The sequence below is a fragment of the Mucilaginibacter sp. UR6-11 genome, assembly GCF_020880695.1.
Classification (GTDB): Bacteria; Bacteroidota; Bacteroidia; order Sphingobacteriales; family Sphingobacteriaceae; genus Mucilaginibacter.
Genome location: NZ_JAJIWO010000002.1, coordinates 363154 through 385215, shown reverse-complemented (window position 1 = coordinate 385215; position 22062 = coordinate 363154). Strand labels below are relative to the sequence as shown.

22 protein-coding genes are annotated in these 22062 nt (G+C 44.8%); 8 read left to right on the top strand and 14 right to left on the bottom strand.

All coding sequences use genetic code 11. The annotated features are described in order from the left end of the window. The first annotated feature begins 20 nt into the window (after window positions 1-20). The gene (locus LJ658_RS07125; RefSeq protein ID WP_230545787.1) at window positions 21-1010 is read left to right on the top strand and encodes an L-histidine N(alpha)-methyltransferase; all 990 of its coding nucleotides are present in this window, start codon (window positions 21-23) and stop codon (window positions 1008-1010) included. Window positions 1011-1122: 112 nt separating this feature from the next. On the opposite strand, the gene LJ658_RS07120 is transcribed toward LJ658_RS07125, so the two are convergent. The 3 genes from LJ658_RS07120 to gcvH all read right to left on the bottom strand — a co-directional run bounded on the left by LJ658_RS07120 (window position 1123) and on the right by gcvH (window position 2045). Then, window positions 1123-1278 (bottom strand): hypothetical protein, encoded by a 156-nt coding sequence (locus tag LJ658_RS07120; RefSeq protein WP_230545786.1) that lies wholly within the window; start codon window positions 1276-1278, stop codon window positions 1123-1125. Then, window positions 1265-1600: a VanZ family protein gene (locus tag LJ658_RS07115; RefSeq protein WP_230545785.1), complete on the bottom strand. Its 336-nt coding sequence runs from the start codon at window positions 1598-1600 to the stop codon at window positions 1265-1267. Before LJ658_RS07115 ends, LJ658_RS07120 begins: the two co-directional genes overlap by 14 nt. Before the next feature lie 64 nt (window positions 1601-1664). Then, entirely contained in the window at window positions 1665-2045 is a 381-nt protein-coding gene (gene gcvH, locus LJ658_RS07110; RefSeq protein WP_230545784.1) for a glycine cleavage system protein GcvH, read from the bottom strand. Between the two features lie 139 nt (window positions 2046-2184). On the opposite strand from gcvH, the gene LJ658_RS07105 reads away from it, so the two are divergent. Then, window positions 2185-2754 carry a DUF4142 domain-containing protein gene (locus LJ658_RS07105; RefSeq protein WP_230545783.1) on the top strand — a complete coding sequence of 190 codons (570 nt, stop codon included), beginning with the start codon at window positions 2185-2187 and terminating at the stop codon, window positions 2752-2754. 2 nt (window positions 2755-2756) lie between these two features. Here LJ658_RS07105 and LJ658_RS07100 read toward each other — a convergent pair whose 3' ends face one another. Then, window positions 2757-3647 carry a hypothetical protein gene (locus tag LJ658_RS07100; protein WP_230545782.1) on the bottom strand — a complete coding sequence of 297 codons (891 nt, stop codon included), beginning with the start codon at window positions 3645-3647 and terminating at the stop codon, window positions 2757-2759. 97 nt (window positions 3648-3744) lie between these two features. Between LJ658_RS07100 and LJ658_RS07095 the strand changes: the two genes are divergently transcribed. Both LJ658_RS07095 and LJ658_RS07090 read left to right on the top strand, forming a co-directional pair. Beyond that, window positions 3745-4761, top strand: a complete 1017-nt coding sequence (locus LJ658_RS07095) for a Gfo/Idh/MocA family oxidoreductase (RefSeq protein WP_230545781.1) — start codon at window positions 3745-3747, stop codon at window positions 4759-4761. 11 nt (window positions 4762-4772) lie between these two features. Next, window positions 4773-5279, top strand: coding sequence for a thioredoxin-like domain-containing protein (locus LJ658_RS07090; RefSeq protein WP_230545780.1), 507 nt, complete (start codon window positions 4773-4775; stop codon window positions 5277-5279). Window positions 5280-5319: 40 nt separating this feature from the next. On the opposite strand, the gene LJ658_RS07085 is transcribed toward LJ658_RS07090, so the two are convergent. The 5 genes from LJ658_RS07085 to LJ658_RS07065 form a co-directional block, all read right to left on the bottom strand. Continuing rightward, the gene (locus tag LJ658_RS07085; RefSeq protein ID WP_230545779.1) at window positions 5320-6297 is read right to left on the bottom strand and encodes a transglutaminase family protein; all 978 of its coding nucleotides are present in this window, start codon (window positions 6295-6297) and stop codon (window positions 5320-5322) included. 124 nt (window positions 6298-6421) lie between these two features. Continuing rightward, window positions 6422-7357 carry an alpha-E domain-containing protein gene (locus LJ658_RS07080; RefSeq protein WP_230545778.1) on the bottom strand — a complete coding sequence of 312 codons (936 nt, stop codon included), beginning with the start codon at window positions 7355-7357 and terminating at the stop codon, window positions 6422-6424. 105 nt (window positions 7358-7462) lie between these two features. Continuing rightward, window positions 7463-8911 carry a circularly permuted type 2 ATP-grasp protein gene (locus LJ658_RS07075; RefSeq protein WP_230545777.1) on the bottom strand — a complete coding sequence of 483 codons (1449 nt, stop codon included), beginning with the start codon at window positions 8909-8911 and terminating at the stop codon, window positions 7463-7465. A 326-nt stretch (window positions 8912-9237) separates the two neighbouring features. Then, complete coding sequence (locus LJ658_RS07070; protein ID WP_230545776.1) at window positions 9238-10116, bottom strand: PfkB family carbohydrate kinase; 879 nt, start codon at window positions 10114-10116, stop codon at window positions 9238-9240. An 87-nt stretch (window positions 10117-10203) separates the two neighbouring features. Continuing rightward, window positions 10204-11394 carry a glycosyl hydrolase family 8 gene (locus LJ658_RS07065; protein WP_230545775.1) on the bottom strand — a complete coding sequence of 397 codons (1191 nt, stop codon included), beginning with the start codon at window positions 11392-11394 and terminating at the stop codon, window positions 10204-10206. A gap of 136 nt (window positions 11395-11530) precedes the next feature. On the opposite strand from LJ658_RS07065, the gene LJ658_RS07060 reads away from it, so the two are divergent. Continuing rightward, window positions 11531-11983 (top strand): DUF1569 domain-containing protein, encoded by a 453-nt coding sequence (locus LJ658_RS07060; RefSeq protein WP_230545774.1) that lies wholly within the window; start codon window positions 11531-11533, stop codon window positions 11981-11983. Between the two features lie 24 nt (window positions 11984-12007). On the opposite strand, the gene LJ658_RS07055 is transcribed toward LJ658_RS07060, so the two are convergent. From LJ658_RS07055 to LJ658_RS07045, 3 genes are all read right to left on the bottom strand, one after another. Beyond that, on the bottom strand, window positions 12008-12361 hold the full coding sequence (locus LJ658_RS07055) for a DUF2304 domain-containing protein (protein WP_230545773.1): 354 nt from the start codon (window positions 12359-12361) through the stop codon (window positions 12008-12010). 2 nt (window positions 12362-12363) lie between these two features. Next, window positions 12364-13074: a glycosyltransferase family 2 protein gene (locus LJ658_RS07050; protein ID WP_230545772.1), complete on the bottom strand. Its 711-nt coding sequence runs from the start codon at window positions 13072-13074 to the stop codon at window positions 12364-12366. Between the two features lie 97 nt (window positions 13075-13171). Next, complete coding sequence (locus LJ658_RS07045; protein WP_230545771.1) at window positions 13172-15664, bottom strand: DPP IV N-terminal domain-containing protein; 2493 nt, start codon at window positions 15662-15664, stop codon at window positions 13172-13174. Window positions 15665-15939: 275 nt separating this feature from the next. On the opposite strand from LJ658_RS07045, the gene LJ658_RS07040 reads away from it, so the two are divergent. After that, window positions 15940-16395, top strand: coding sequence for a hypothetical protein (locus tag LJ658_RS07040; protein WP_230545770.1), 456 nt, complete (start codon window positions 15940-15942; stop codon window positions 16393-16395). Between the two features lie 183 nt (window positions 16396-16578). Then, complete coding sequence (locus LJ658_RS07035; RefSeq protein WP_230545769.1) at window positions 16579-17115, top strand: biopolymer transporter ExbD; 537 nt, start codon at window positions 16579-16581, stop codon at window positions 17113-17115. Between the two features lie 46 nt (window positions 17116-17161). On the opposite strand, the gene LJ658_RS07030 is transcribed toward LJ658_RS07035, so the two are convergent. Continuing rightward, window positions 17162-20080, bottom strand: a complete 2919-nt coding sequence (locus tag LJ658_RS07030) for a hypothetical protein (protein WP_230545768.1) — start codon at window positions 20078-20080, stop codon at window positions 17162-17164. A 164-nt stretch (window positions 20081-20244) separates the two neighbouring features. On the opposite strand from LJ658_RS07030, the gene pdeM reads away from it, so the two are divergent. Then, on the top strand, window positions 20245-20904 hold the full coding sequence (gene pdeM, locus LJ658_RS07025) for a ligase-associated DNA damage response endonuclease PdeM (protein ID WP_230545767.1): 660 nt from the start codon (window positions 20245-20247) through the stop codon (window positions 20902-20904). On the opposite strand, the gene LJ658_RS07020 is transcribed toward pdeM, so the two are convergent. Beyond that, window positions 20901-22034: a thioredoxin-like domain-containing protein gene (locus LJ658_RS07020; protein WP_230545766.1), complete on the bottom strand. Its 1134-nt coding sequence runs from the start codon at window positions 22032-22034 to the stop codon at window positions 20901-20903. The genes pdeM and LJ658_RS07020 overlap by 4 nt on opposite strands. Window positions 22035-22062 lie beyond the last annotated feature (28 nt).

The window sequence follows — 22062 nt, the reverse complement described above, 5'->3', positions numbered from 1 at the left end:
ATTGCACTAACTATAAACCTATGAACCAGCCATCTACACAACCAGCAATGATTGAAACATCAAAAAGTGACACGGAAACGTTTTACAATGATGTTATTAAAGGGCTAAAGCAAACGCCTAAACGCTTAAACTCCATGTATTTTTATGATGCCGCGGGAGATAAGCTGTTTCAGGAGTTGATGGATTGTCCTGAATATTATCCAACCAAGTGCGAGTTGGAAATATTTTCTCAGCGTACCGCTGATCTGGCAAACACCATGATCGGAGATGGCGATGCTTTCGACCTTATTGAACTGGGTGCCGGCGACGCTACCAAATCATCGTACTTACTTAAGTATTTACAGGATCAGGGGGTTGACTTTACTTACCTGCCTATTGATATATCAGCCAACGTAATCAATTACCTTACCGTAAAGCTGCCGCTTACCATCCCCGGTTTAAAAATGACCGGGCTAAATGGCCAATATTTTGATATGCTGAAAAGAGCCGCAGCGCTGTCAAACCGGCGTAAGGTAGTGTTGTTCCTGGGATCAAACATCGGTAATATGCCGGTAAATGAAGCAACAGACTTCTGTAAAGAGCTGCGCCATCATTTGGCGCCCGGAGACATGGCATTAATAGGTTTCGATCTGAAAAAATCGCCTAAAACCATATTGGCGGCCTATAACGACAAAGGCGGCATCACCAAAAAATTTAACTTTAATTTATTGCACCGTATAAACCGCGAACTGGATGCCAATTTTGATGTGAACCGGTTTGACCATTATCCCATGTATGACCCTGAGACCGGCGCCTGCAAAAGCTACCTGATAAGCTTACAGGACCAACTGGTAACCCTTGGCAAGGAAACTATTCGTTTTGTTAAGGACGAATATATTTATATGGAGATCTCGCAAAAATTCACCATTATGCAAACCGACCAAATGGCTGCTCATACAGGCTTCCGCCCGCTCGACCGGTTCTTTGATAATAAAAAATGGTTTGTCGACACGATCTGGATAGCGGAGTAAATTCTGTCCCGCTCTCTCAGGAACACCCGATTTAGTTAAAAGAATAAAAAACCAGCTTACCGTATCTCATAAGGCAACCAGAATGCAGTTGCTGCGAAGCTATGCAAGCAATTTACTGTGCGGCGTAAACAACCGGCGCCAGCCCTGTTTTTGACGGGGTTTTTACTTTGCCGAAATGCGGGCAGCCGCAATCTTTTTTAAAAATGCCGCAGGCCGGCAGGCTTAATAAGCCGGCCAGTCCTATAATAAAAAGTTTATTTTTTTTCATATTTCAACGCTCCGGTTGTTACTAATATACTAAATATAGCCATACCTGCACCTACGGTGTCAGCAAATAAATCGTTCCATTCGCCGCTGCGCCAGGTAAAAACCCATAGTTGCAGCAACTCGATGATAGCGCCATATAAAATGGCCAGCAGGGTTATTACAAACGCAGGTTTAAACCATAAATTGCCGGCGCCGTTTTTTCGGATATAGCCGTTACAGCTTAGCACCACCATCATAAAAAAGAAACCGCAATGTACCAGTTTATCAAATCCCGGAAAAAACAAATGCGATTTCCCTACGCTGCCAAAATCGGCGTTACACATTATAAAAACAAAGAAGGCCCACAAAACAGTGAGCCTTTGATATTTTAAAAACACGGTCATTGGCTTAAGCGCCCACCAAACCTTTATAATCGTCGGCAGATAACAAGCTGTCTACATCGGCCGGGGTTGTAACTGTTACTTTTACCATCCAGCCATTTCCGTATGGATCCGAGTTTACTAATTCAGGTTCGCTGTCAAGCGCTTTGTTAACTTCGGTAACTGTACCGGTAACAGGCATAAACAAGTCAGAAACTGTTTTAACCGCTTCAACGGTACCAAAAACACCTTCTTTACTTACCTCTTTACCTACCGAATTAATGTCTACATAAACAATATCACCTAATTCGCCCGCGGCAAATTCAGTAATACCAATGGTAGCTACGTTACCTTCTAATTTAACCCATTCGTGGTCTTTTGTGTACTTTAGTTCAGCAGGGAAGTTCATATGATCATTTAATTTATCCAAAAATAATAAAACTTTGCGCAACACGCTATAATTACCCTTATAAACTGTATTTTTAATAAAAATCAGTCCCGCTATTAATGGAACGGGATTTGCACATAACCAATTATAAAATCTTGTAATGAAAAAACCGGCGTTGCTATTTATTACGCTCCTTGCCGCCTGCTTGCTACAGGCCTGTCACGGTAATGAAAACAGCGGCGAAGATGATACCACTACCACCATTACAGACACCTCAAAAAATGTAACCCTGATTATAGGTAAAGACGATGCCAAATTTGTAACCGATGTTGCTGAAGCTTGTTTAGCCGAAATTAAGATAGGTGATTTAGCAAAAAGCCGGGGCGCCGACAAACGCGTAAAAAACCTGGGAGCTTTGCTGGTAAAAGACCTGACTAAAGGCCACGGGCGTTTGGCACTGCTGGCTAAATCTAAAAAGATAGCCCTGGCTGATACCATAAGCGCAGACGATCAGCAATCCATAGCAGAGCTGGCCAAAAAATCAGCCAATGAATTTGACCATGCTTATATGGGGAAAATGAAAAACGATTATAAAAAAGCACTGGTTCTTTTTCAGGCTACCTCTAAAAGCGCTTTCGACCCACAGATAAAGGAATTTGCTACCAGGAATATACCAACCATACAACGGCATCTTGATTTAATTGAAGCTATTGAAGGAAGTTTGAAATAGGCTTACTCGAATTTTTTGATCTCAGCCGCGGTAGGCGACCTATCAACCCACGATACCATACCTAATTCAGTCTTAGAGATTTCTATAGCTGGTTTCTTGTCGTATAAAAATATCTTGCCCTTTACACTGTATAACGGTACTTCCAGCCCGGTTTTTTCCTGCGGCTGAGGACTTACCTTTAATGCCGTAAGCCAGTCTTGCGCCCTTTCGCCGGCATCTTTAATAATAATGGTTAGTTTTTGGTTGGGATAATTGCCGCCGCCCATATACAAGAATACAATTTTTGTCCACGGTCTGTCCTGGTCAACTATTGCCCTGCCACCGTAGATCATGCCCTGTACCACAGCATTGTCGCCAATATGTTCGTTTACCTCTTTGGCATAGATGTGATATAAACGACCAAATTGTATTTTCTTCTCTAGTGATTTTATAGTATCCGGATTTTTCCTGCGATAGTCTTTCAGCCAGTCCGGCACTTTTTTAAGCCCCAAATCATTAAGCATATTATCGGGTATTGCTGCCATCAATTTAGCGATCGGAAGCAATTGAAACCTGAACGGCCATCCTGCAGGATACAAGGATTTTTTTGGCGATTTTGTCATAGACGTGGTATCGCGCACGGCGTGCCCGTTAGCATCTACATCAAACTTGCCATCATAAAAAATACTGTAGCCTTTTTCTGCATCAAAAATGATGAATCCTAACGTGTACAAAGTCTTCATCCCTCTGAAACTATTATTTTTTGGCGATACCACCCAACGGTTTTCCAACTCATAGTAATGCTTGTCAAACACAAAATTTGAATCGCGGATAATAACCGGCATCGCGCCTTGTTGCTGCGCATGGAGCCCAAGCGAACAAGCAGTTAATATGGAAAACAAAAATTGTTTCATCCCAATGGTTTATTATCAAATTTAACTAATTGATAAGCTTATTTTTGCATAAGCCTGATTAAAACAATAATTTGGCGGTGTAATACAACTATCTACCATGTCAGCACCTATAGTAACCGGTTTATTGGCTTACGGAATGTCCGGAAGAGTGTTTCATGCGCCATTTTTAAGCACCAACCCGCAGTTTAAATTAAAAGCCGTGGTTGAGCGAAACCAGAAGAAAATGGCCGCGCATTACCCGGATATTGTTAGCTATAATTCGGTAGAAGAGATCCTGGCTGATAGTGAGATAGAATTAATCATCGTAAACACGCCCAATTTTACCCATTTTGATTTTGCCAAACAGGCGCTAAAAGCCGGCAAACACGTTTTGATTGAGAAGCCTGCCGCCGGTAATGTTGCCGGGATCAAAGAACTGTTTGACACTGCCCGAAGCATTGACCGGCAGGTATTTTGTTATCAAAACCGACGCTGGGACAGTGACTTTTTATCGGTTAAAGGGGTGATAGAAAGTGGCCGCCTGGGTAAGCTAACCGAAGTGTCGTTGCGATATGACCGTTACAAACCGCAGCTTAACCCCAAACCTTTTAAGGAAACAAAGGAAACACCCATAAACGGCATTGTTTATGAGCTGGGGCCGCATTTGATAGATCAGGCTATCCATCTATTTGGCAGGCCTCTGGCTTTTGATAAGCTGACCGCCATACAACGCGAAAACTCTGAAGTACCCGATTATGTAAATTACCGCTTAACTTACCCTGCCGGATTGATTGTATATTTAACGTCGGGATTGTTAATTGCTGATCCGCTGCCCGCCTTTGTGGTACACGGATCAGTTGGGAGTTACAGCAAGTACCGCTGCGATGTGCAGGAAGCGCAACTGGATAAAGGCATACTGCCTACAGATGATGCTTACGGTATCGAACCTGTTGGGATGGAAGGCAAATTGGTTACCGTTGGTGCAGATGGCGAAAAGAGCATTGAATTTATACCGGCTGTAAAAGGCGACTACAGTAATTTATTTTACGCGGTTTATCATGCTATCCGCGAAAACGCGTTATATCCCATAACTGAAGAACACATGGCCTGGCAAATGGAACTGCTGGAGGCGTAATAAACATAAAAATGAAAAAATTAATCCTGGTATTTAGCTTTATAATAGCTGCTTTAAGCAGTAACGCCCAAACAGACGCACGTGGCGCCGCTATGCCGCCCTATCGCATATTAAAAACAGACAGCACCTGGGCAACCCCGGCTAATTTAAAACATCGCCGCACCATGCTGATCTATTTTTCGCCTGATTGCCCGCATTGCCAGCACTTAACCATGGACATGCGTGAAAAGCTGAAACAGTTTGGCGATACCCAGATTATAATGATAACCTGGTCAAACAACTATGATATCAGGGCCATTAAAAACTTTGTACGCGATTATAACCTTAAGAAATATCCAAATATTGAAATTGGTACCGAAGGCTATAGCTATGGCGTACAAAAATACTTTAAGATAGAAACCACACCGTTTGTAGCTGTTTATGACAGCAAAGGCAAGCTAACCAAAGCTTTCCGCAAACAGCCCGAAGTCAGCGACCTGTTAAAGGCTGTTAAAGTGGCCGATGGTAAGAAGGGATAATGTTTTAGTTTATTAATCAAACGCAATCGCAAAAACTAACCTACTGCTGTTGCTGCTGTTGTTGGATCATTTCCATATGACGCTGGTAACTGTTTTTGCTGACCTGATTTGCAGCGGGTGTAGTAACCGTATACGCCGCGCTATCGGCTAAATTTTCTTCGCGGGTTAACGGGCTGTCGTCATCAACGGTTACAGAGACCTCCAGCTTATGGCCCGACGAACCTTTATATACACCCTTTACCGGCGAGCAATCCATAAAATTACGGCCCACGGCCAGGCGCACATGGTTTTCGTTGGCTATGATGTTGTTGGTAGGGTCAATGCCCAGCCAGCCATAATCTGGGATAAAGGCTTCGGCCCAGGCATGGGTTGCCCCTTCGCCGCGCATACCATTTTTATCGGTACAGATATAACCGCTTACATAACGCGCCGGTATTTTTATCATACGCAGCATTTCGGTTAAAATATGGGCAAAATCCTGGCAAACGCCGGCTTTTAACTTCCATATTTCATCCAGGGTAGTTTCGACAGTGGTTACACCTTTAATGTAATTAAAATTTTTGTATACATACTCGCAAAATCGCAATGCTACCTGGTAGGGTGTTTCATCTTTACCCTTCAGTTCTTCAACCAACATTTTTAAATCTTCAAATCCCTCAAAATATTCCTGCCTTAAAAAATCAATATAAGGCACCATGCGTTGCAATGGCTTAAGGTCCTCCCATTGCTGAGAAGGGAAAATATCATTTACCGGGTAAGGGCGATGCCTGGTGCTTACCAGTACTTTTGAGTTAATGATCAGAATAGAATGCGGCTCGCTGTAGGTAAAACTGCCTACTTCATTTCCATAATAATCAATGTGCTTATCAATTATGGGATGACCGGTTACCGTAATCTCCTGTTTCAAAACATCCTGATACTCATCCTTAATCGGAAACAGGATGATCTGGTTCGCACTGTCGCGCGCCGGGCTGTCATAGATATATCTGGTTATATGTTGTATTTCAAATTCTGGCATTGCGGTATAATTTAATACTTTTTGATCTTAATTTATATTGGCGATTATTCACCCCGGCATCGCTTCGCTTGTATGCCCGCGCCCGTTGCGGGTTGGTTATTTAAATTATTTGATCTCATCCAAATTACGAATTCGCAAAATAATGTTGATTCAGCACGTCGGCAATGCCATATAGTTCACCTCTTATCTGGGTTAAAAAAGCATGAAGCCCTTCCTGCCTGATGGTTTTTACCGAGCTATATTTAATACGGCTCTGCAGGCGGCCTATCTTAAAGGTCATGTCCCTGAAATCGTCCATATTGCTATCGTTTTGCAGACGCTCAAAATAGCGCTGTATATTATTTACCGAGTAAATAACCGACCGCGGAAAATCATTGTTCAAAACCACCTGCTCCAGTACATTCTCGGCTTCAAATCCCTCGCGGTAAGTTTTCAGATACAACTCATAGCCGCCTAGCGAAAGCAGCAGGTGCTTCCAGTAAGTGGTGTCGGTTAGCAGATCCGGGTTATCACTTATCGAACCAAATTTGGTATCCAAAATATCCACCGACTGGATGGCGCGTTCAAGATATTTGCCAATGTTCATAAAGCTGCGGCCCTCGCCACGCTCCATCGTAATTTCAACGGTACCGTAATAAAGCATTACCTGTTTTATCAAAACATCCAACACACTTATCGGGTCCTCACGCTGTAAGGCGCGCTCCAGCTTACTATCCTTTACAGTATGATAATATTCATTTAAGCATTGCCAAAGATCTTTGGTGATATGTTCCTGCACGCTGCGGGCATTTTCGCGGGCAAGCGTAATGATATTCAATACCGAGTTTGAATTGTTTCTGCCCATCACCATATATTTTAATACGGCGCGGCTATCATTACCCAGGTTCTCACCTTCGTCATCATCAAGCCCTGCAAATATGCGGATAACCGGCTCCCACGTAAACTCCTGTATCGCATCCTGCGATGACGCATAATTAATTTTAAGCATCCGCAGCATACCGTCACTACGCTCAATGTAACGGCTTTGCCAATACAAACTTGCTGCTACTCTACTTAACATATAACCCCCTAACCCCCTGAAGGGGGAACTTTGTATGGTTTATTTCTTGTGTTATTTTATTCATATTAATCTGCATATTTCCTCCCCCTTTAGGGGGCCGGGGGGTTACGCCAACACCCAGGTATCCTTACTGCCGCCGCCTTGCGAACTGTTTACCACAAGCGATCCTTCTTTTAGTGCCACACGGGTTAAGCCGCCGGGTACTATCTCAATACCGTCCGGCCCAAATAGCGCATAGGGCCTAAGGTCAATGCGCCTCGGTTTTAGCTCGCCCTGCATGTAGCATGGCGCTGCCGAAAGGCTGATAGTTGGCTGCGCGATAAAATTGCGCGGCTCTTTAATGATCTCTTTTTTGTAATCAGCTATTTCCTCATCAGATGCAGCATGACCCATCAGCATGCCATAGCCGCCACTGCCATTGGTGCGTTTAACCACCATATTGTTGAGGTTTTTAAACACATGCTCGCGCTCGTCATCATTACCCAGCTGATAGGTGGGCACGTTCTTTAATATCGGCTCCTCATTTAAGTAATAGCGGATCATATCAGGCACATACGTATAAACCGCTTTATCATCAGCCACGCCATTGCCTATAGCGTTTACGATAGCTACATTACCTTTTCGGTAAGCGCCCATGATACCGGCAACGCCCAGCATACTGCTCGGGTTAAATACCAACGGGTCCAGGTATTCATCATCAACCCTGCGGTAAATTACATCAACCTGCTGCAGGCCGATGGTGGTTTTCATGTACACCTTATGATTGTTCACCACCAGGTCGCGCCCCTCAACAAGCTCTACCCCCATTAAACGGGCCAGCGTAGTGTGCTCAAAATAAGCCGAGTTATAGATACCCGGGCTAAGCAATACGATGTTTGGGTTAGCGATCTGCCTTGGTGAAAGCGCCAGCAGGTTCTTGTATAAAATCGAAGGATATTCAGTAACGCTGCGTACCCCGCATTGCGGCAGCAGGTCCGGGAACAGGCGCTTGGTTATCTCGCGGTTTTCAAGCATATAGCTTACGCCCGACGGTGTGCGCAGGTTATCTTCCAGCACATAAAATGTACCGTCATGATCGCGGATCAGATCAATACCTGATATATGTACATAGATATCATACGGCACCTGCAGCTGGTACATTTCGCGCAGAAAATGCGGACAGGAGTAAATAATATCAATAGGTACCACACCATCTTTGATGATGAACTGGTTATGATAGATGTCTTTTAAAAAATGATTAAGGGCCGTTAAACGCTGCTTGATGCCTTTCTCAACAAAGGCCCACTCGGCCGCCGTAATTATACGCGGAATAATATCAAACGGAAAGATTTTTTCTATGCCCTCACCGCTGTTATAAACAGTGAAGGTTATACCCTGGCTCATGAAAAGCCGTTTTGCCAGCTCTTCTTTTTTATTCAGATCGTCGGCCGATTCTCTTGAAATGTATTCAATTACCTTTCGGTAATGGTCACGCACATTTGAATCTGCTCCATACATTTCGTCCCAAACGCCGCCAATCGGATTGTATTTATCAAAATAAGCTGATTCCTGCATGAAATATTAGGCTAAAATTATTTTTTGTTAACCGGTTATGTTATAAAGATGTAATATAGAAACTGTTTTCAAATAATTGCAAGTTTTTTTGAATAATTTACAATTATTTATGACCTATTTTATTAAAATCGCCATAAAACAAGCAAAATTTAACTAAATTTTAATATTATACATCCCAGCTGATTAATTTTTCCCAACAAACCGCCCATTTTTTCAGGAGAAATATTGGCATTAAAAGAAACAGGAAAACTTTGGCTGCAGAAAAACCAGCTGCCAATAATACAACAATAAAACAGCCTGTAATGTTTAAAGGGTAATTGCAGCTATTAGTTATTACTGCGGTCTTTTAAAAATTTCATGACCTCCGCTTCGGTACCAACAAAGGGCCCGGGCGACATGGTTTTAAGCCCGGCCATAGCAGCCGCAAATTCGCCCGATTGCTGCAGGTCAAAATCTTTAATCCGTTTGTATAAATAGCCGGCCATATAAGTATCGCCGCAACCGGTGGCATCAACTACCATTTCTGGGTGATAGGCCGGGATCTCATAAAAAACGTCATCGCTATAAATGGTTGAACCCCGGCTGCCATTAGTTATTACCGCTTCTTTTACGCCCAGGCCGGCCAGGAATTTTACGCCGTCAGCTACGGTATCATAACCGGATAATGCAGCCAGTTCGGCAACATCAGCCTTTAAAACATCAATATATTGCAGGGCGTTCTTCTTATCGGCCCAATCTGTTAAGTAAACTTTTTGGTTGACGACTTTACGCAGATAGCCCTGCACATCAAGCGCTATGGTACCTTTTGCTGCCAGTGTTTTTATAAGATCTGTACTAAAGTCGCCTGCCAGCAGCGGGCCGAGGTGGAATATTTTTGCCTCCACATCCTCCAGCTGTTCCATCGTAAATGTATCAGCTATCTGCAATACGTTCTGGGTGCGCTCGTCCTGGTTTTCGCCGTAAATATTTTCAAAAATAACGGTGTGCGCGCTGGGCTGCACTTTTACCTCAATACCTTTGCCGCGCAGATAGTCAACATACTCCATCTCGGCCGCGCCAAGGGCGGTTACCAAAACATAATTTACATCCAGCTTATTTACAGCGCATGAAAAGTATAACGCCGTGCCTCCCGGCATGTGCAGTGTACTTTTAGTATTAACAATTTTATCAGATGTGATGTGCCCTACGCAACAAATATCGTACATGGCCGCCAAGATAGCGATTTTGACGAATGCCTAAAACCTAATTGTAATATATATTGATAAGCGACAGCAGCGCGAGTTTAATTGTTTTTACTGCCAATAATTTCCGGACATAATGAGCATATTGAGCAGTTTGATACTGTTATCATAATAATCATAGTCCCTTTGTTTAAAAGCTGTCAAATAATCCCAGACATGGTTTAACCAGGCCTGGTTCTTACCATTAACCATGGCCGACACGCCAAACGGGGCAACAAAACTTAAAGCTTCAAAGTAACGGCCTTTAATGTCATTACCAGCCAAAGTGTAACCGGCAGATAAATTATATGTGTTATTATTTGTGGTTTCGCGTATCCAGCTGTTTATTTTGGTGGTGATATTTCTCGCACGTTTATCGCCTGTCAACAAATAATCGGCAGCTATGCGCCAGGGCACGCGGCAGGCATTGTAATTATACTGGCCGTCATACCTGCCCTCTAAAAAATAAGCGCCGGCGGGTTTTGGTATTTTGTTGATGTTGATGATAAAGTCTGGGAGCAGGCCGGCATCCGGACTGTAAACTGCCTGCATATTGCTAAATATGCGGTACCCGGCATCAATTACTTTGTTCCAGCGCGCATCATGAGTTGCCTGTTTAAATGCCTTAAAATGGGAAGGCATAAAATCTGATGATCGCATGGCGAAATAATCTTTGCTCTCTGCCTCAATGCCGTCACTTAATAAAACCGACCCCGTTTTATGGTTAACCTCATACTTCATAATGGCATTGATCATTAGTTTAGCTTCGCCGAGGTAATTGATTGCGCCTGTGTTCCCCCATTGCTTTGCCGCCAGCAGCAACGAAAAAGCAATATCCATATCCCCGTCTGATGCCGATGTCCGGTCAAGGTCTTTGCCCCTGGTATTTTGCGCCCAGGCCATGAGGTATTTACTGCGGCCGCTGGGGTGCGCCCGGTAGTATCTGAATAAGTTGTCAAAAGTATCTTTGGCCAATGGGTCATACCCCGCCATTAATGCCAAGATGATCATGCCATAGCCCTGCCCTTCGGACACACATTGTTTGCCGCCTTTGTTTTCAAACCAGATGTAGTTTTCGGCTTTACCGGGGACATTTTTTACGAAGCGCCTTTTCCAGGACAGGTAAAAAGTACGGACAGCGTTATCCAATTGAGCCTGACTGATATGGGCGGGTGTTATTGTCCCCGCAAAATAATGGCTGTGCTGGGGGAATGGCCTAACCGGTTGTCGGGCAAAGATACCGGTACAGTAAAGCAGCAGCATTAATAATATAGCAAGTTGATATCCCCGGCGCATTTTTTAAAATTACAAACTTTGCGACGGTATGGTATAATTCCCCGGACCTTTTTTCGTTTGAATGTCCGGCAGTAAATTGCCATCTTTATATAAATCAACCCTGATGAAAAGTGTATTTAACCCCGCCGATGTGATGGAACTTATCTATCGCATCAATAAACTTAGGCCCGACAGCCAACCGCTTTGGGGTAAAATGACGGTAGCACAAATGCTGGCCCATACCAATGTCAGCTATGAGATGGTTTATACCGACAAACATCCCAGGCCCAATCCGTTTATGAAATTAATCCTGAAAATGCTGGTAAAAAATAAGGTGGTTGGCCCTGCGCCTTATAAACACAGCGCCCCAACCGCCCCGGCTTTTTTAATAAAAGATGAAAAAAACTTTGAGGCCGAAAAAATCCGCCTGTTAAGTCATCTTAATCAAACCCAACAACTGGGCGAGGCATATTTTGACAATAAAGAATCGCATTCTTTTGGCAAACTATCGGCCGCCGAATGGAATATCATGTTTTATAAACACCTGGATCATCATTTGGGGCAGTTTGGGGTTTAGTAACGCCTGCCGGCGCAAGGAGCCCTAAACGATCTGGCCGTCTTCCCGGTAAATTTTTTCTTTCAGTAAAGCGATATCCTGTGCCAGTTGCTTGTTTTGCTTATGCAGTTTTGAGGCTACCACGCTTAGATGCAGCAAATAAATCAGTATAGCAAAAATGCAGGCGGTAAATACCAGGTTGGGGGCCTCATAAACACCAAATAATTTTGACATTACTTCCAGTCCGCTGCGCCAAAAAGAAAAGATCACCAGTATCAGTGTGCAAACGCACCAAACGATGGAATATTCTTCGCGCAGCCTGCCTTTTATAATCAGTTTTGAAATATAAAACAGGAACAATAAACTGGTAATAATGGTAATGATCTGTATGCGGGCCATAATTATTGGGTTTTACGTATTGCCGAAAAAAACATAGCGATGGTAACTTTTATACAATAATACAAAGAAGCAAAATTTCTGATAGACGATTGTCCGCTAACCCGGCCGGCCATTATAACGGGCGTTTCTTCTATACTAAAACCCGCTTTTGCGAAATACACCAGTGATTCGGGTTCCGGATAGTCATCCGGGTAATAAACCGACGCCAGTTCAATTGCTTTTTTATCAAACAAGCGAAAGCCCGAGGTGCTGTCAAAAATATACATCCCGGTAAAAAACCGGTTAAGCCGGTGAAAATAGCCAATGCCCAATCTGCGCGTAAATGACGATTGAAAACCTTCCTTCTTAATAAACCTTGAGCCAATAACCAGGTTGGCGCCCGTGGCCCGGTGGCAGGTCAACAGTTTAGTTAATTCTTTTGGCGGATGCTGGCCGTCGCCGTCCAGTTGTACGGCCAGATCAAATTGATGATTGAATGCATAAATCAGCCCGCTTTGCACCGCGCCGCCAATACCCAGGTTGATGGGCAGGTTAAGCACTTTTACGTTGTGCCGAATGGCGACCGCATAGGTATCATCTGTTGAGCAGTCATTAACTACCAGCGTGGTAATTTCATATCCAGGTATACTTAACTTGTCCAGTTCTGTCAGCAAATCCGGCAGGGCGGCCTGCTCATTATAACACGGGACAATAATGAGTAATTTAACGGTCATTGGGTAGCTGTTGATATGACGATAGTAAATTTAGCTTTTTTACAAGCATACTTCGAAATAAAACCCCTCTCCGTTGGGGAGAGGGGTTGATTGAGCTTTATTTCCTTTTGCCGTTCATTTCAACTTCACGCGTCATTTCTAAAATATCTACCGGTTGTGAGTAATCGCCCAGCAGGTGCTGTACAAAATAATCCGCTTTGCGCCAAAAGAAATATTCGGTCATATCACCATAAGCGTGGCGCTGGCCCGGTAACAGTACATAATCAAACCGTTTATTGGCTTTTATCAGCGCGTTAATTACGCGGATAGTATTTGCCGGATTCACATTATTATCAATATCACCGGTTGACAGCATCAGGTTGCCTTTAAGATTTTTGGCGATATCCGGATTCTTATCAATGGTGTATTGAAAAGTAGTGTCACCTTTGGCCGAAATTACTTCTTTAACCCCATTGTGTTTTTCGCTCCACCAGCGGTTGTATACGCTGTTATCATGGTTACCCGACTCAGACACCGCAACCTTAAAGAAATCAGGATAAACAAACATAGCCGCCGCGCTCATAAAACCGCCACCCGAGTGGCCGGTAATACCAACCCTGCTAATGTCGATAAACGGAAAACGGTCTGCCAGTTGCTCAACCGCCGCCTTTTTATCAGCCAGGCCATAATCGCGCAGGTTGCCATAGCCAAAGTTATGGTACCATTTTGAACGCTCAGGGCTGCCGCCGCGGTTACCAACACTTACCACTATAAAGCCAAGTTGTGCCAAACGGTCAACATAATTCATGCTGGTGGTAAAGCCTATGTTTATAGCCTCGGTTTGCGGGCCGGGGTAAACATATTCAATAATCGGGTATTTTTTGGCCGGGTCAAAATCAAAGGGCTTGTACATTACACCGTACAGATCGGTAATACCATCATCCGCTTTGATCTTAAAGGGCTCCGGGAATTTATATCCGGCGGCCAGTAATCTTGAAAGGTCGGCGGCTTCCAGGTCCATTATCTTACGGCCCGTATTATCATATAATATTGATTTTGGTGCAGCATTAACCCTTGAAAAATTATCGACAAAATAGGTAGGGTTATCATTCAGGCTGCTGGTATGGTTAAAGTTACCGGGATTCAGCAATTTCAATCCGCTGCCATCCAGGTTAACCCGGTACAGGTGCACATAGTAAGGGCTCTCGCCGGGTTCGCGGCCAGATGCGGTAAAATACAGCACGCGGTTTTTTTCGTCGATCTTGACAATATCGTCGCAGTGGAAAGAACCCGATGTGATCTGATTTTTCAGGTTACCGGCGTCATCATACAAATAAAAATGCGCCCAGCCGTCGCGCTCGCTCCACTCTACCAGTTCCTTACCGCCGTTAATTAAACCCGGCGTAGCAATCTCTACATACGTATTCATGCGCTCCTGCGCCTGCACAATAACCTTATCGGTTTTGATGTCAACGCTGCAAACATCGATGCGTTTTAAGTCGCGCGAAGTCCGGTAAAAATAAAACTTGCTTGTAGTACCCAGCCAAACGTTAGGGCTAAATTCGTCATCCCTGTTTTTTTGCAGCGTCGGCGCGCGCCAAAGGCCCAGGTCCTGGTCTTTAAACAGGGTGGTATTTAGTTTTTTGTAAGATTTATCAGCAAAATCAAACAAGATCATTTCATTTAAAGGCGACTCTTTTTCGCCGGGTAAATGATATTTGTAAGTTTCTAAAGTAGGGCGCGGATCGGCAATGCTGTTGATCACCCAAAGGTCCTTTACTTTACGTTCGTCCACGCGCTCCATCACGAAATACTTCGAATCGGGCGACCATAACACACCGGCGGGCCTTCTTTTTTTGGCGGCCTTGGTTTTATCCATATTAATTTCATCATCGCCCCTTGAGCTGCCGTAGGCATAAAATTCAATGCCGTCTTTAGTCAGCTGATGATCAACAATGGTACTGTCGTTTTCATCTTTTACGGCTTTTTTGTAATTCTCTTTATCCATCCAGTACAGGTTAAAGTTTTTTGAGAACACAATGGCCGAGCTATCGGGCGCTATTGAGGCCCAGGCAGGCTTAGGCTTAACCTTGTTAAAATCTTTTAACTCGGCCAGCTTATTGGTTTGCAGGTTATAAGTAAAGTAAAAAGTCTTTTTCTCCAGTGAGTCGGCCGCTTTTTTATCCTTTCGATCCTTCTTTACCACATCAATGGTACTTTTCAGCTCAAATTGGATACTGGTTTCATCCTTTGTAAATTTCAGGTTTTCAATAGGCAGGTGTTGCGCGTCAAAGGGGTCCTTAACAATTAAGGTTATCAGTGCGGCCAGCTTTTCGTTATCAAACATCCGCCTTTTTGAATGCGCGGCGGGGTCAACCAAATACCAGCTTTTAATATCGCTGGTTTCATAAACGTACCAAAACCGGTTGGATAGCTTTAACCAATGCGGGTCGACAACCGTCGAGAAAACCATCTTTTTGATCTTATCGGCAGAGAATTTGGAAGCCAGCTGATAATTGCCTTTAGCGGGAGGCGGGGTTACAACGGGCGTTTGGGCCTTTACCTGATATAGAGATAGTGCAAGTAGAAAGAATAGATAAAATTTCTTCATGAGATTATTGAACTTTTTTTGGGAGATCAGTTGAGCGGTTAATATCGCTGCCTAAATTTATAAAAAAGATGGAGTAAACAAAAAAGCCACCCGCCCAGGTGGCCCTTTACCCTAAAGTGATATGAAATTATTACATTCCCGGGCATTTTTTGACTACCTATGCTAATGCCGGGAGCTTAACCTCTGCAGGCGACCGGATTGCTAAAATTTCAGGATTTTACTAATAGTCAAAACAGTTAGAAACCGGCCGGTGTTATTCAGACAAATACTATACTATGAAAACCAGGGATATTTTAGTAGCAGGCATTACCGGCACCACATTTATGACAGCGTTTAGCTACCTGGTTTCTGAACTGGACGGCGAAAACTTTAGCGAGCCCGAACGCCTGGGCCAACTGGCACACAACCTGCTGCCCATGCTAAACAAAGAAGAAAAACAACTAACCGGCTGGGCCGCTCATTATGCTGTCGGCTTGCTGTTTGCCCTGGTATATGTTGAGCTTTGGAGCCGTAAAAAGATCAAATCGTCCATCAAACGGAATTTACTGCTTGGCGGCGTTAGCGGCATTATTGCGGTAGCAATTTGGAAAACTACGTTTAAGCTGCATCCGCTGCCCCCGGTTTTAAGTTTTAATAAATACTATTTACAGTTAATCCCGGCGCATGTGGTTTTTGCCGTATTTGCTGGTATTGGCTATCAGTTGCTTAAAAAAGCCGAGGCTACGGGTTAATTATTCCAGATATACGGCCGGTTTACCCCTATCCTTTTATATCCGAACAACAGGCAAAAACTGCCTGAAAATACTTTATTAAGATTGAAACAAAATGCAATAATGTTGCGTTTAATAATTAGTCGGGCACTCACCTGGCAATCAACCTAATTATTAACGCCCTATGGCACCAATCTTAAAGTTATGGCAGAATTAGAAACCAAACCCGCTGCGGATAATAACGGCGGCCGGACCAAAAGCAACAAAAAATCAACCCGTGTTGACTTAACAGCCATGGTAGATCTGGCTTTTTTGCTGATCACCTTTTTCATCCTTACCACTACTCTGCAAAAGCCCACGGCAATGGACCTGGTAATGCCCGACCAGGGCGATACGCGTATCAAAGTGCCCGAGTCGCGAACAATGACTGTTTTATTGGGAGCCAATAATAAACTGGAATGGTACATCGGCCAGCCGGGGCATCCTTTAACTCAGCCGTCGGTTGACAATTTTGGTAAAAACGGCATACGCAGGGCGTTGCTTGAACAAAGTGCGCGTATAAAGCAGCAACAGGGCAAAGACATGATCGTACTGATAAAACCCAGCGACCAGTCAAACTACGCTAACATGGTGAATATGATGGATGAGCTGAATATCACAAACAATAACATGCGTGCCATAGTAGACATAACACCCGGCGAGGTTAATTTATTGAAGCGGGACAATATTTACAATCAGTAACCTATCCATACAGGCAGCCATCCAATTGGGTGGCTGCCTGGTTTTGTTACATTGGCCCGATACCGGGGCCGGGTTGTATTTTTAAAGAATTAAGATTGTCTTTCAAAGCCCTGCTTTTAGCCGGCAGGCCGTTTTTATTATAATAACTCAACAACCAGGGATACGCCTTAAACATATAGGGATTATACCTGATAGCGGTTTCATAACTTACCGCCGCCAGTTCGGGGTTGGCTGTTTCCTGCAATTTACCCTGCGTATAGGCCAACTCGCTCAGATAAGCATTGTCGCCGGTTGCCGGGAGGGCCTTTAGCGCTTCTGTTGCCTTTTCAATATTGCCTGCCGCCGCCATCAGGCGGATATTTCGCAGGCTATTATCGGCGTTACGCCCATATCTGTTACTGATTGGTGTACCCAGACCCGAAGCGGCCTGGTATTTAGCTACCGAATCCGGCTGGTGCAGGTTGTTATAAAACTCGGCAATTTGCAGGTCGAAACCGGCACGGCCGCTGCCGCTCGCCTTTAAAATACGCTGGGCCTGTTGCAGGGTGACTATTGCCCGGTCATAGTGTTTATTAGCAGCAAGGGCATCGGCATACATGGTACGGTATTCAAAATTCTGCGGTTTCTGCTCCACTAAATGTTGCAAAGTAATTACCGGCTCAGTATAGCCCAGTTCTGATTTAAGCGATGCCACAAACGCAGCCGCATCATCCCTTTGATCTCTTAAATAGGTGGATACGGTAGCGGCCGTTTTTACATAAGCTTCGGCAGCAGCAATGGCGTCGGCTATTTGCCCGTTATGGCGGTACATCTCGCGCAGTTTTAGGTTGATGGCCGCCAGCTCCTGGTAATCATCTTCCAGTTTGTAGGCTTTGTTTAAAAAACCGGCTTGCTGGTTAACGGCTTCAGGCTGATCGATCAGCTTTGCGTTATACCGGGCCAGCGCCAAATCAGCCCGCGCCACATAAATGGGTGCGTAGCGGGGGTTAATGGCTTCAGCTTTTTCCAACCATTGGGCAGCACCGGCAAAATCTTTTTGAGCCGATTTTAATCTCGAACAGGCAAGGTAAGTTGGCAGATACTTATCATCATAACTAAGTGAGGTATCCAGGCAGGCCTGCATTTCCCCCGGGCCGCTGCCCCGTCTCGACTGGCTTAAATTAAGGTATACCTGTGCCCAGTTATCGGCCATGGCGCCTTTGTCGCCGCCCAGGTAAGCCCGCTGTTTTTTTACCAGTTTATCAATAAACGCATACATCCCCGGATCTTTTGTCTTCAGATCATTGGTGGTGTTCATCGATTTAAAATCCAAGGGGTGCACTTTTACAGGTTCAAAATAAGCCGGGTAAGTTTGTGCAAAATACTCCGACTCATTATTTTGGGAATAATAGTCCAATGTCCGGTGTTCGGCCATTGCTTTATAGTAATGTGCCCTAACCTGCCGGCTTTCTTCGTCAGTAAACACCGTGCCATGATAAAGGTGGGTATATTCATGCAAAATGACATTTCGCTCCTGATAGGCTCCGCGTTCAACATATTCCATATCTGCGCAGCCGCTGCCCACCCCGCGGATATCCATCCACTGGCGGTTATCAAAAGTCGTCATGAACCTGAAATAGGGCGAATGCATAGTAATTGCCAGGTCAATATGCAGCGGCGATACCCGGAATGTCTCTCCCTGTTTTGACAGGAACGGAAAATAAACCACCGCAGCATATAGCTGGTTCCAAACCATGGCTTTGGCCAAATTGCCGGGATAATAAGACACATCCGGAAAAACCTGTTCAAAGTTTTTCATATCGGTGATCTTTACATTTTGCAATACGCGGGTTACCGAGTCATAAATAGAAAGGTAAGGGATCCGCTTAGACTTGATTACGGCTGCCAATCCATTGTGCGCAGGCCCGTAATGCTTTTTCAACAGCAGGATTTGCCTGAAAATACGCTCGGCCGAATCCAGCCTTAGCCGGCGGTTCATATCAAAAGCACTGTAGTAAAGCGAGCCGCGGTGCATCAGCGGCAATACCGATGCCGGATATTTTCGCTGCACGGTGCGGGTATATGCTATGGCTTCGTCAATTTTATTGGCGCTGAATAAGGCATCTGCTTTTTCTAAAGCGGTGCGCACTTCATCATCATCTTTTTGGGCATAGTCGGCATAGGTTAGGTTGGTATGCCCGTTGCCCCAATGCCAGTTGGTTGAAAAATGCAGGGGATTAACCGTCAACGCTACCTCCCATTGTGCGGCCATTGCGTTTAACTGCATGGCATCAACCCGGCGCCAAATGGCATAACCATAACTAAACCGGGCATCGGCATTATAAGGATCGATCGCCAACGATTTTTTCAGCGGCGCCTCTGCCAGCTCCGGGTGCTGATCCCAAAAATAAACGTCGGCCTCCAACTGGTAAGCGCCGGCGCTGGCAGCGTCGCGGCTTTCAATCTTCCTGGCAATAGCCAGCGTTTCGGGATACCTTTTTTGCAACAGCATTGCCCTACCCATAATCAACTCAGTAGCTTCAGATTCGGGATGTGATTTTAATATATTTTTGCAGATGGCAATGGCTTCCGGTAATCGCCATGCCTGTATCTGTAAGGTTGCTTTAAGTTGCCGGGCCTTTATATTTTCGGGCCGGGTTTTAAGCACCGCATTCACCTGTGCTTCGGCATTAAAAAAATCATTATGCAATAGCAGGTAGTCGGCTTTTAGCAGGCGGCTGTCTGCGGTAACAGGCGCAGCGTTAATCAGCTTCCAGGCCCTGTCCCATACCCCCAACTTTAACATTTGGTTTATTTGCCCAACACGCGCTGCCCCGGCTGCCAACGGAGCATATTGCAATTGTTCCTGTAGCTGCTTAAGGTTTTTCAGGGCCGATCCGGCATCGTCAGGGTCGACGGTTTGCGCACCGGCGCTCAATGCCGGTACAAGTGCTGCACCAATTAAAAAGGCAGTTAATTTTTTCATCTTACTTAAAAGTAACAAGATATTTAATTTTTCGGAGAAAAATCAGGCGGTAAGCGCTAATGTTGATCTGCGTTTAATTACGGCATTTAAATAACTTATTATCATCAGCCGGTGATCGCCCTACAATAAAATTACCTTTTACTACTTTTGCATTAACTATGACGATGAGTGCGGCCACCCCTTTTACATTATTAGATCAGGACCTGTTATTATTACCCCAGCGGGCCATTTACTGGCAGCAGCAAAAGGCGCTGATAGCTGCCGATGTTCATTTAGGCAAGGTTGGGCATTTCCGTAAGGCAGGTATCGCTGTCCCGCGCGATATGGAGCAAAATGATCTGGCGGTACTATCAGACCTGATCCACGAATACCGTCCCGAAAAAATAATATTCCTGGGTGATCTTTTCCATAGTGATATGAATGCCGACTGGGATTGGTTCAAGCTATGGCGGCAACAATTCCCAAAGCTGGAGATCATCCTGATACGCGGAAATCACGATATCGTGCATGATGACCATTACCACGAATTGAATATCGGCCTGCACCACTCCTTATTATTAGAACCTTTTTTAATGCTGCACCATCCGCAGGATGACGGGGAGCTGGACCAATTAAACGGTTATGTATTTTGCGGGCATATCCACCCCGGGGTAAGTTTAAAAGGCAAAGGGCGGCAGGGCGTAACGCTGCCCTGTTTTGCATTTGGCAAAAGGCAGGGTATACTGCCGTCATTTGGTAAGTTTACCGGCCGGGTAGCTATCCGCAGTTTAAAAACCGACCGTATATTTGCCGTATTGAAAGATAAAGTAATGCCGATTGCTTAATGGCTGTCCAGATAATTACCTACAGATGTTGAGATGTGGTTAAACGATACGTTACGCTCAATAATACGGCCCTTGCCGTCAAGCAAATAATAGGTTGGTAAATCATCAATGGCCCAGTTATTCCTGTTGGGCGAGTCGATCCCTTTCAGATCAGAAACCTGGGTCCAGGTTAATTTATCATCCCGCATGGATCCCAGCCACCAATCGCGCTTTCTGTCAAGCGATACGCTCACAATGGCCAGCTTATTGCTCATCATAGCCGGGAAAGGATTACTCACCATAACCTGGTGGTTTCTGCGGCTCGCCACATTAGCGGCCTTCCAAAACTCAACCAGTATAACTTTTTTGTGCAGGGCGGCCAGGTCTACCGTTTTGCCATCTGGCGTGGTGCCGACAATGGGCGGGGCCGGTGCACCGGGCACCAAACGGATGATCGCTTTTAGTTTACTGCCTATGGCTTTGCCTTCGTCACTATTTTTTTGTGACGAGGTTAATTTTTGATAAACGGCATAATAACCGGCCGGATCCGCCTCAAAGTCCATCCCCTGCATCATGTGCGCTGCTATCTCATTTTTAGGATATTTGTTTACATAAGCCATCATCACCTGTTGGCCAATGCCCAATGCCTTTGTCCGCTCAATTTGTGCCTGGTTGGCAATACTCGTGGTGCTGTCATCCCACTTTTGGGGCGATTTTATGGCGCGTTTGTATTTTCCGTCAAGCAACCGGAGTTTTTGTTCGGAGGCGTCCTTTATTTCTTCATCCAGGGCATGATAAGCCGAGAGCTGGTTTTGTATGGCCGACCCCGAGGTCACCTGTGGATAATTGTTTAAGTTATTTTTATCGAACACAATCTCGTATTGGCCAGGCTCCAGATAAAGTTCAAAATCCTGTGCACTTTTGCCCGCTTGGGATAGGGTTAGCGTACCATAATAGGAATATGGTAAATAGGTTTTGCCGATATGGAACCTGCCGTTACTGATGTTAACGCCGGCCAGTGTCTGCCCGGAAGCGTCCTTTAATAATATAGTCCCGTCAGCAACGCCGTAGGCAGTGCCTGTTATTTCAATCTCATTGCGGGTACATCCGGCAAAAGCCACAGCAATAAAGAGCAGGTATAAATATTTCATGGCGAAAAAGGTAATAGGTGCAACCAAA

Excerpts from the sequence above, each read along its gene's own strand:
- LJ658_RS07125 (WP_230545787.1), top strand. The coding sequence starts at position 21 with ATGAACCAGCCATCTACACAACCAGCAATGATTGAAACATCAAAAAGT.
- LJ658_RS07120 (WP_230545786.1), bottom strand. The coding sequence starts at position 1,278 with ATGAAAAAAAATAAACTTTTTATTATAGGACTGGCCGGCTTATTAAGC.
- LJ658_RS07115 (WP_230545785.1), bottom strand. The coding sequence starts at position 1,600 with ATGTGTAACGCCGATTTTGGCAGCGTAGGGAAATCGCATTTGTTTTTT.
- gcvH (WP_230545784.1), bottom strand. The coding sequence starts at position 2,045 with ATGAACTTCCCTGCTGAACTAAAGTACACAAAAGACCACGAATGGGTT.
- LJ658_RS07105 (WP_230545783.1), top strand. The coding sequence starts at position 2,185 with ATGAAAAAACCGGCGTTGCTATTTATTACGCTCCTTGCCGCCTGCTTG.
- LJ658_RS07100 (WP_230545782.1), bottom strand. The coding sequence starts at position 3,647 with ATGAAACAATTTTTGTTTTCCATATTAACTGCTTGTTCGCTTGGGCTC.
- LJ658_RS07095 (WP_230545781.1), top strand. The coding sequence starts at position 3,745 with ATGTCAGCACCTATAGTAACCGGTTTATTGGCTTACGGAATGTCCGGA.
- LJ658_RS07090 (WP_230545780.1), top strand. The coding sequence starts at position 4,773 with ATGAAAAAATTAATCCTGGTATTTAGCTTTATAATAGCTGCTTTAAGC.
- LJ658_RS07085 (WP_230545779.1), bottom strand. The coding sequence starts at position 6,297 with ATGCCAGAATTTGAAATACAACATATAACCAGATATATCTATGACAGC.
- LJ658_RS07080 (WP_230545778.1), bottom strand. The coding sequence starts at position 7,357 with ATGTTAAGTAGAGTAGCAGCAAGTTTGTATTGGCAAAGCCGTTACATT.
- LJ658_RS07075 (WP_230545777.1), bottom strand. The coding sequence starts at position 8,911 with ATGCAGGAATCAGCTTATTTTGATAAATACAATCCGATTGGCGGCGTT.
- LJ658_RS07070 (WP_230545776.1), bottom strand. The coding sequence starts at position 10,116 with ATGTACGATATTTGTTGCGTAGGGCACATCACATCTGATAAAATTGTT.
- LJ658_RS07065 (WP_230545775.1), bottom strand. The coding sequence starts at position 11,394 with ATGCTGCTGCTTTACTGTACCGGTATCTTTGCCCGACAACCGGTTAGG.
- LJ658_RS07060 (WP_230545774.1), top strand. The coding sequence starts at position 11,531 with ATGAAAAGTGTATTTAACCCCGCCGATGTGATGGAACTTATCTATCGC.
- LJ658_RS07055 (WP_230545773.1), bottom strand. The coding sequence starts at position 12,361 with ATGGCCCGCATACAGATCATTACCATTATTACCAGTTTATTGTTCCTG.
- LJ658_RS07050 (WP_230545772.1), bottom strand. The coding sequence starts at position 13,074 with ATGACCGTTAAATTACTCATTATTGTCCCGTGTTATAATGAGCAGGCC.
- LJ658_RS07045 (WP_230545771.1), bottom strand. The coding sequence starts at position 15,664 with ATGAAGAAATTTTATCTATTCTTTCTACTTGCACTATCTCTATATCAG.
- LJ658_RS07040 (WP_230545770.1), top strand. The coding sequence starts at position 15,940 with ATGAAAACCAGGGATATTTTAGTAGCAGGCATTACCGGCACCACATTT.
- LJ658_RS07035 (WP_230545769.1), top strand. The coding sequence starts at position 16,579 with ATGGCAGAATTAGAAACCAAACCCGCTGCGGATAATAACGGCGGCCGG.
- LJ658_RS07030 (WP_230545768.1), bottom strand. The coding sequence starts at position 20,080 with ATGAAAAAATTAACTGCCTTTTTAATTGGTGCAGCACTTGTACCGGCA.
- pdeM (WP_230545767.1), top strand. The coding sequence starts at position 20,245 with ATGAGTGCGGCCACCCCTTTTACATTATTAGATCAGGACCTGTTATTA.
- LJ658_RS07020 (WP_230545766.1), bottom strand. The coding sequence starts at position 22,034 with ATGAAATATTTATACCTGCTCTTTATTGCTGTGGCTTTTGCCGGATGT.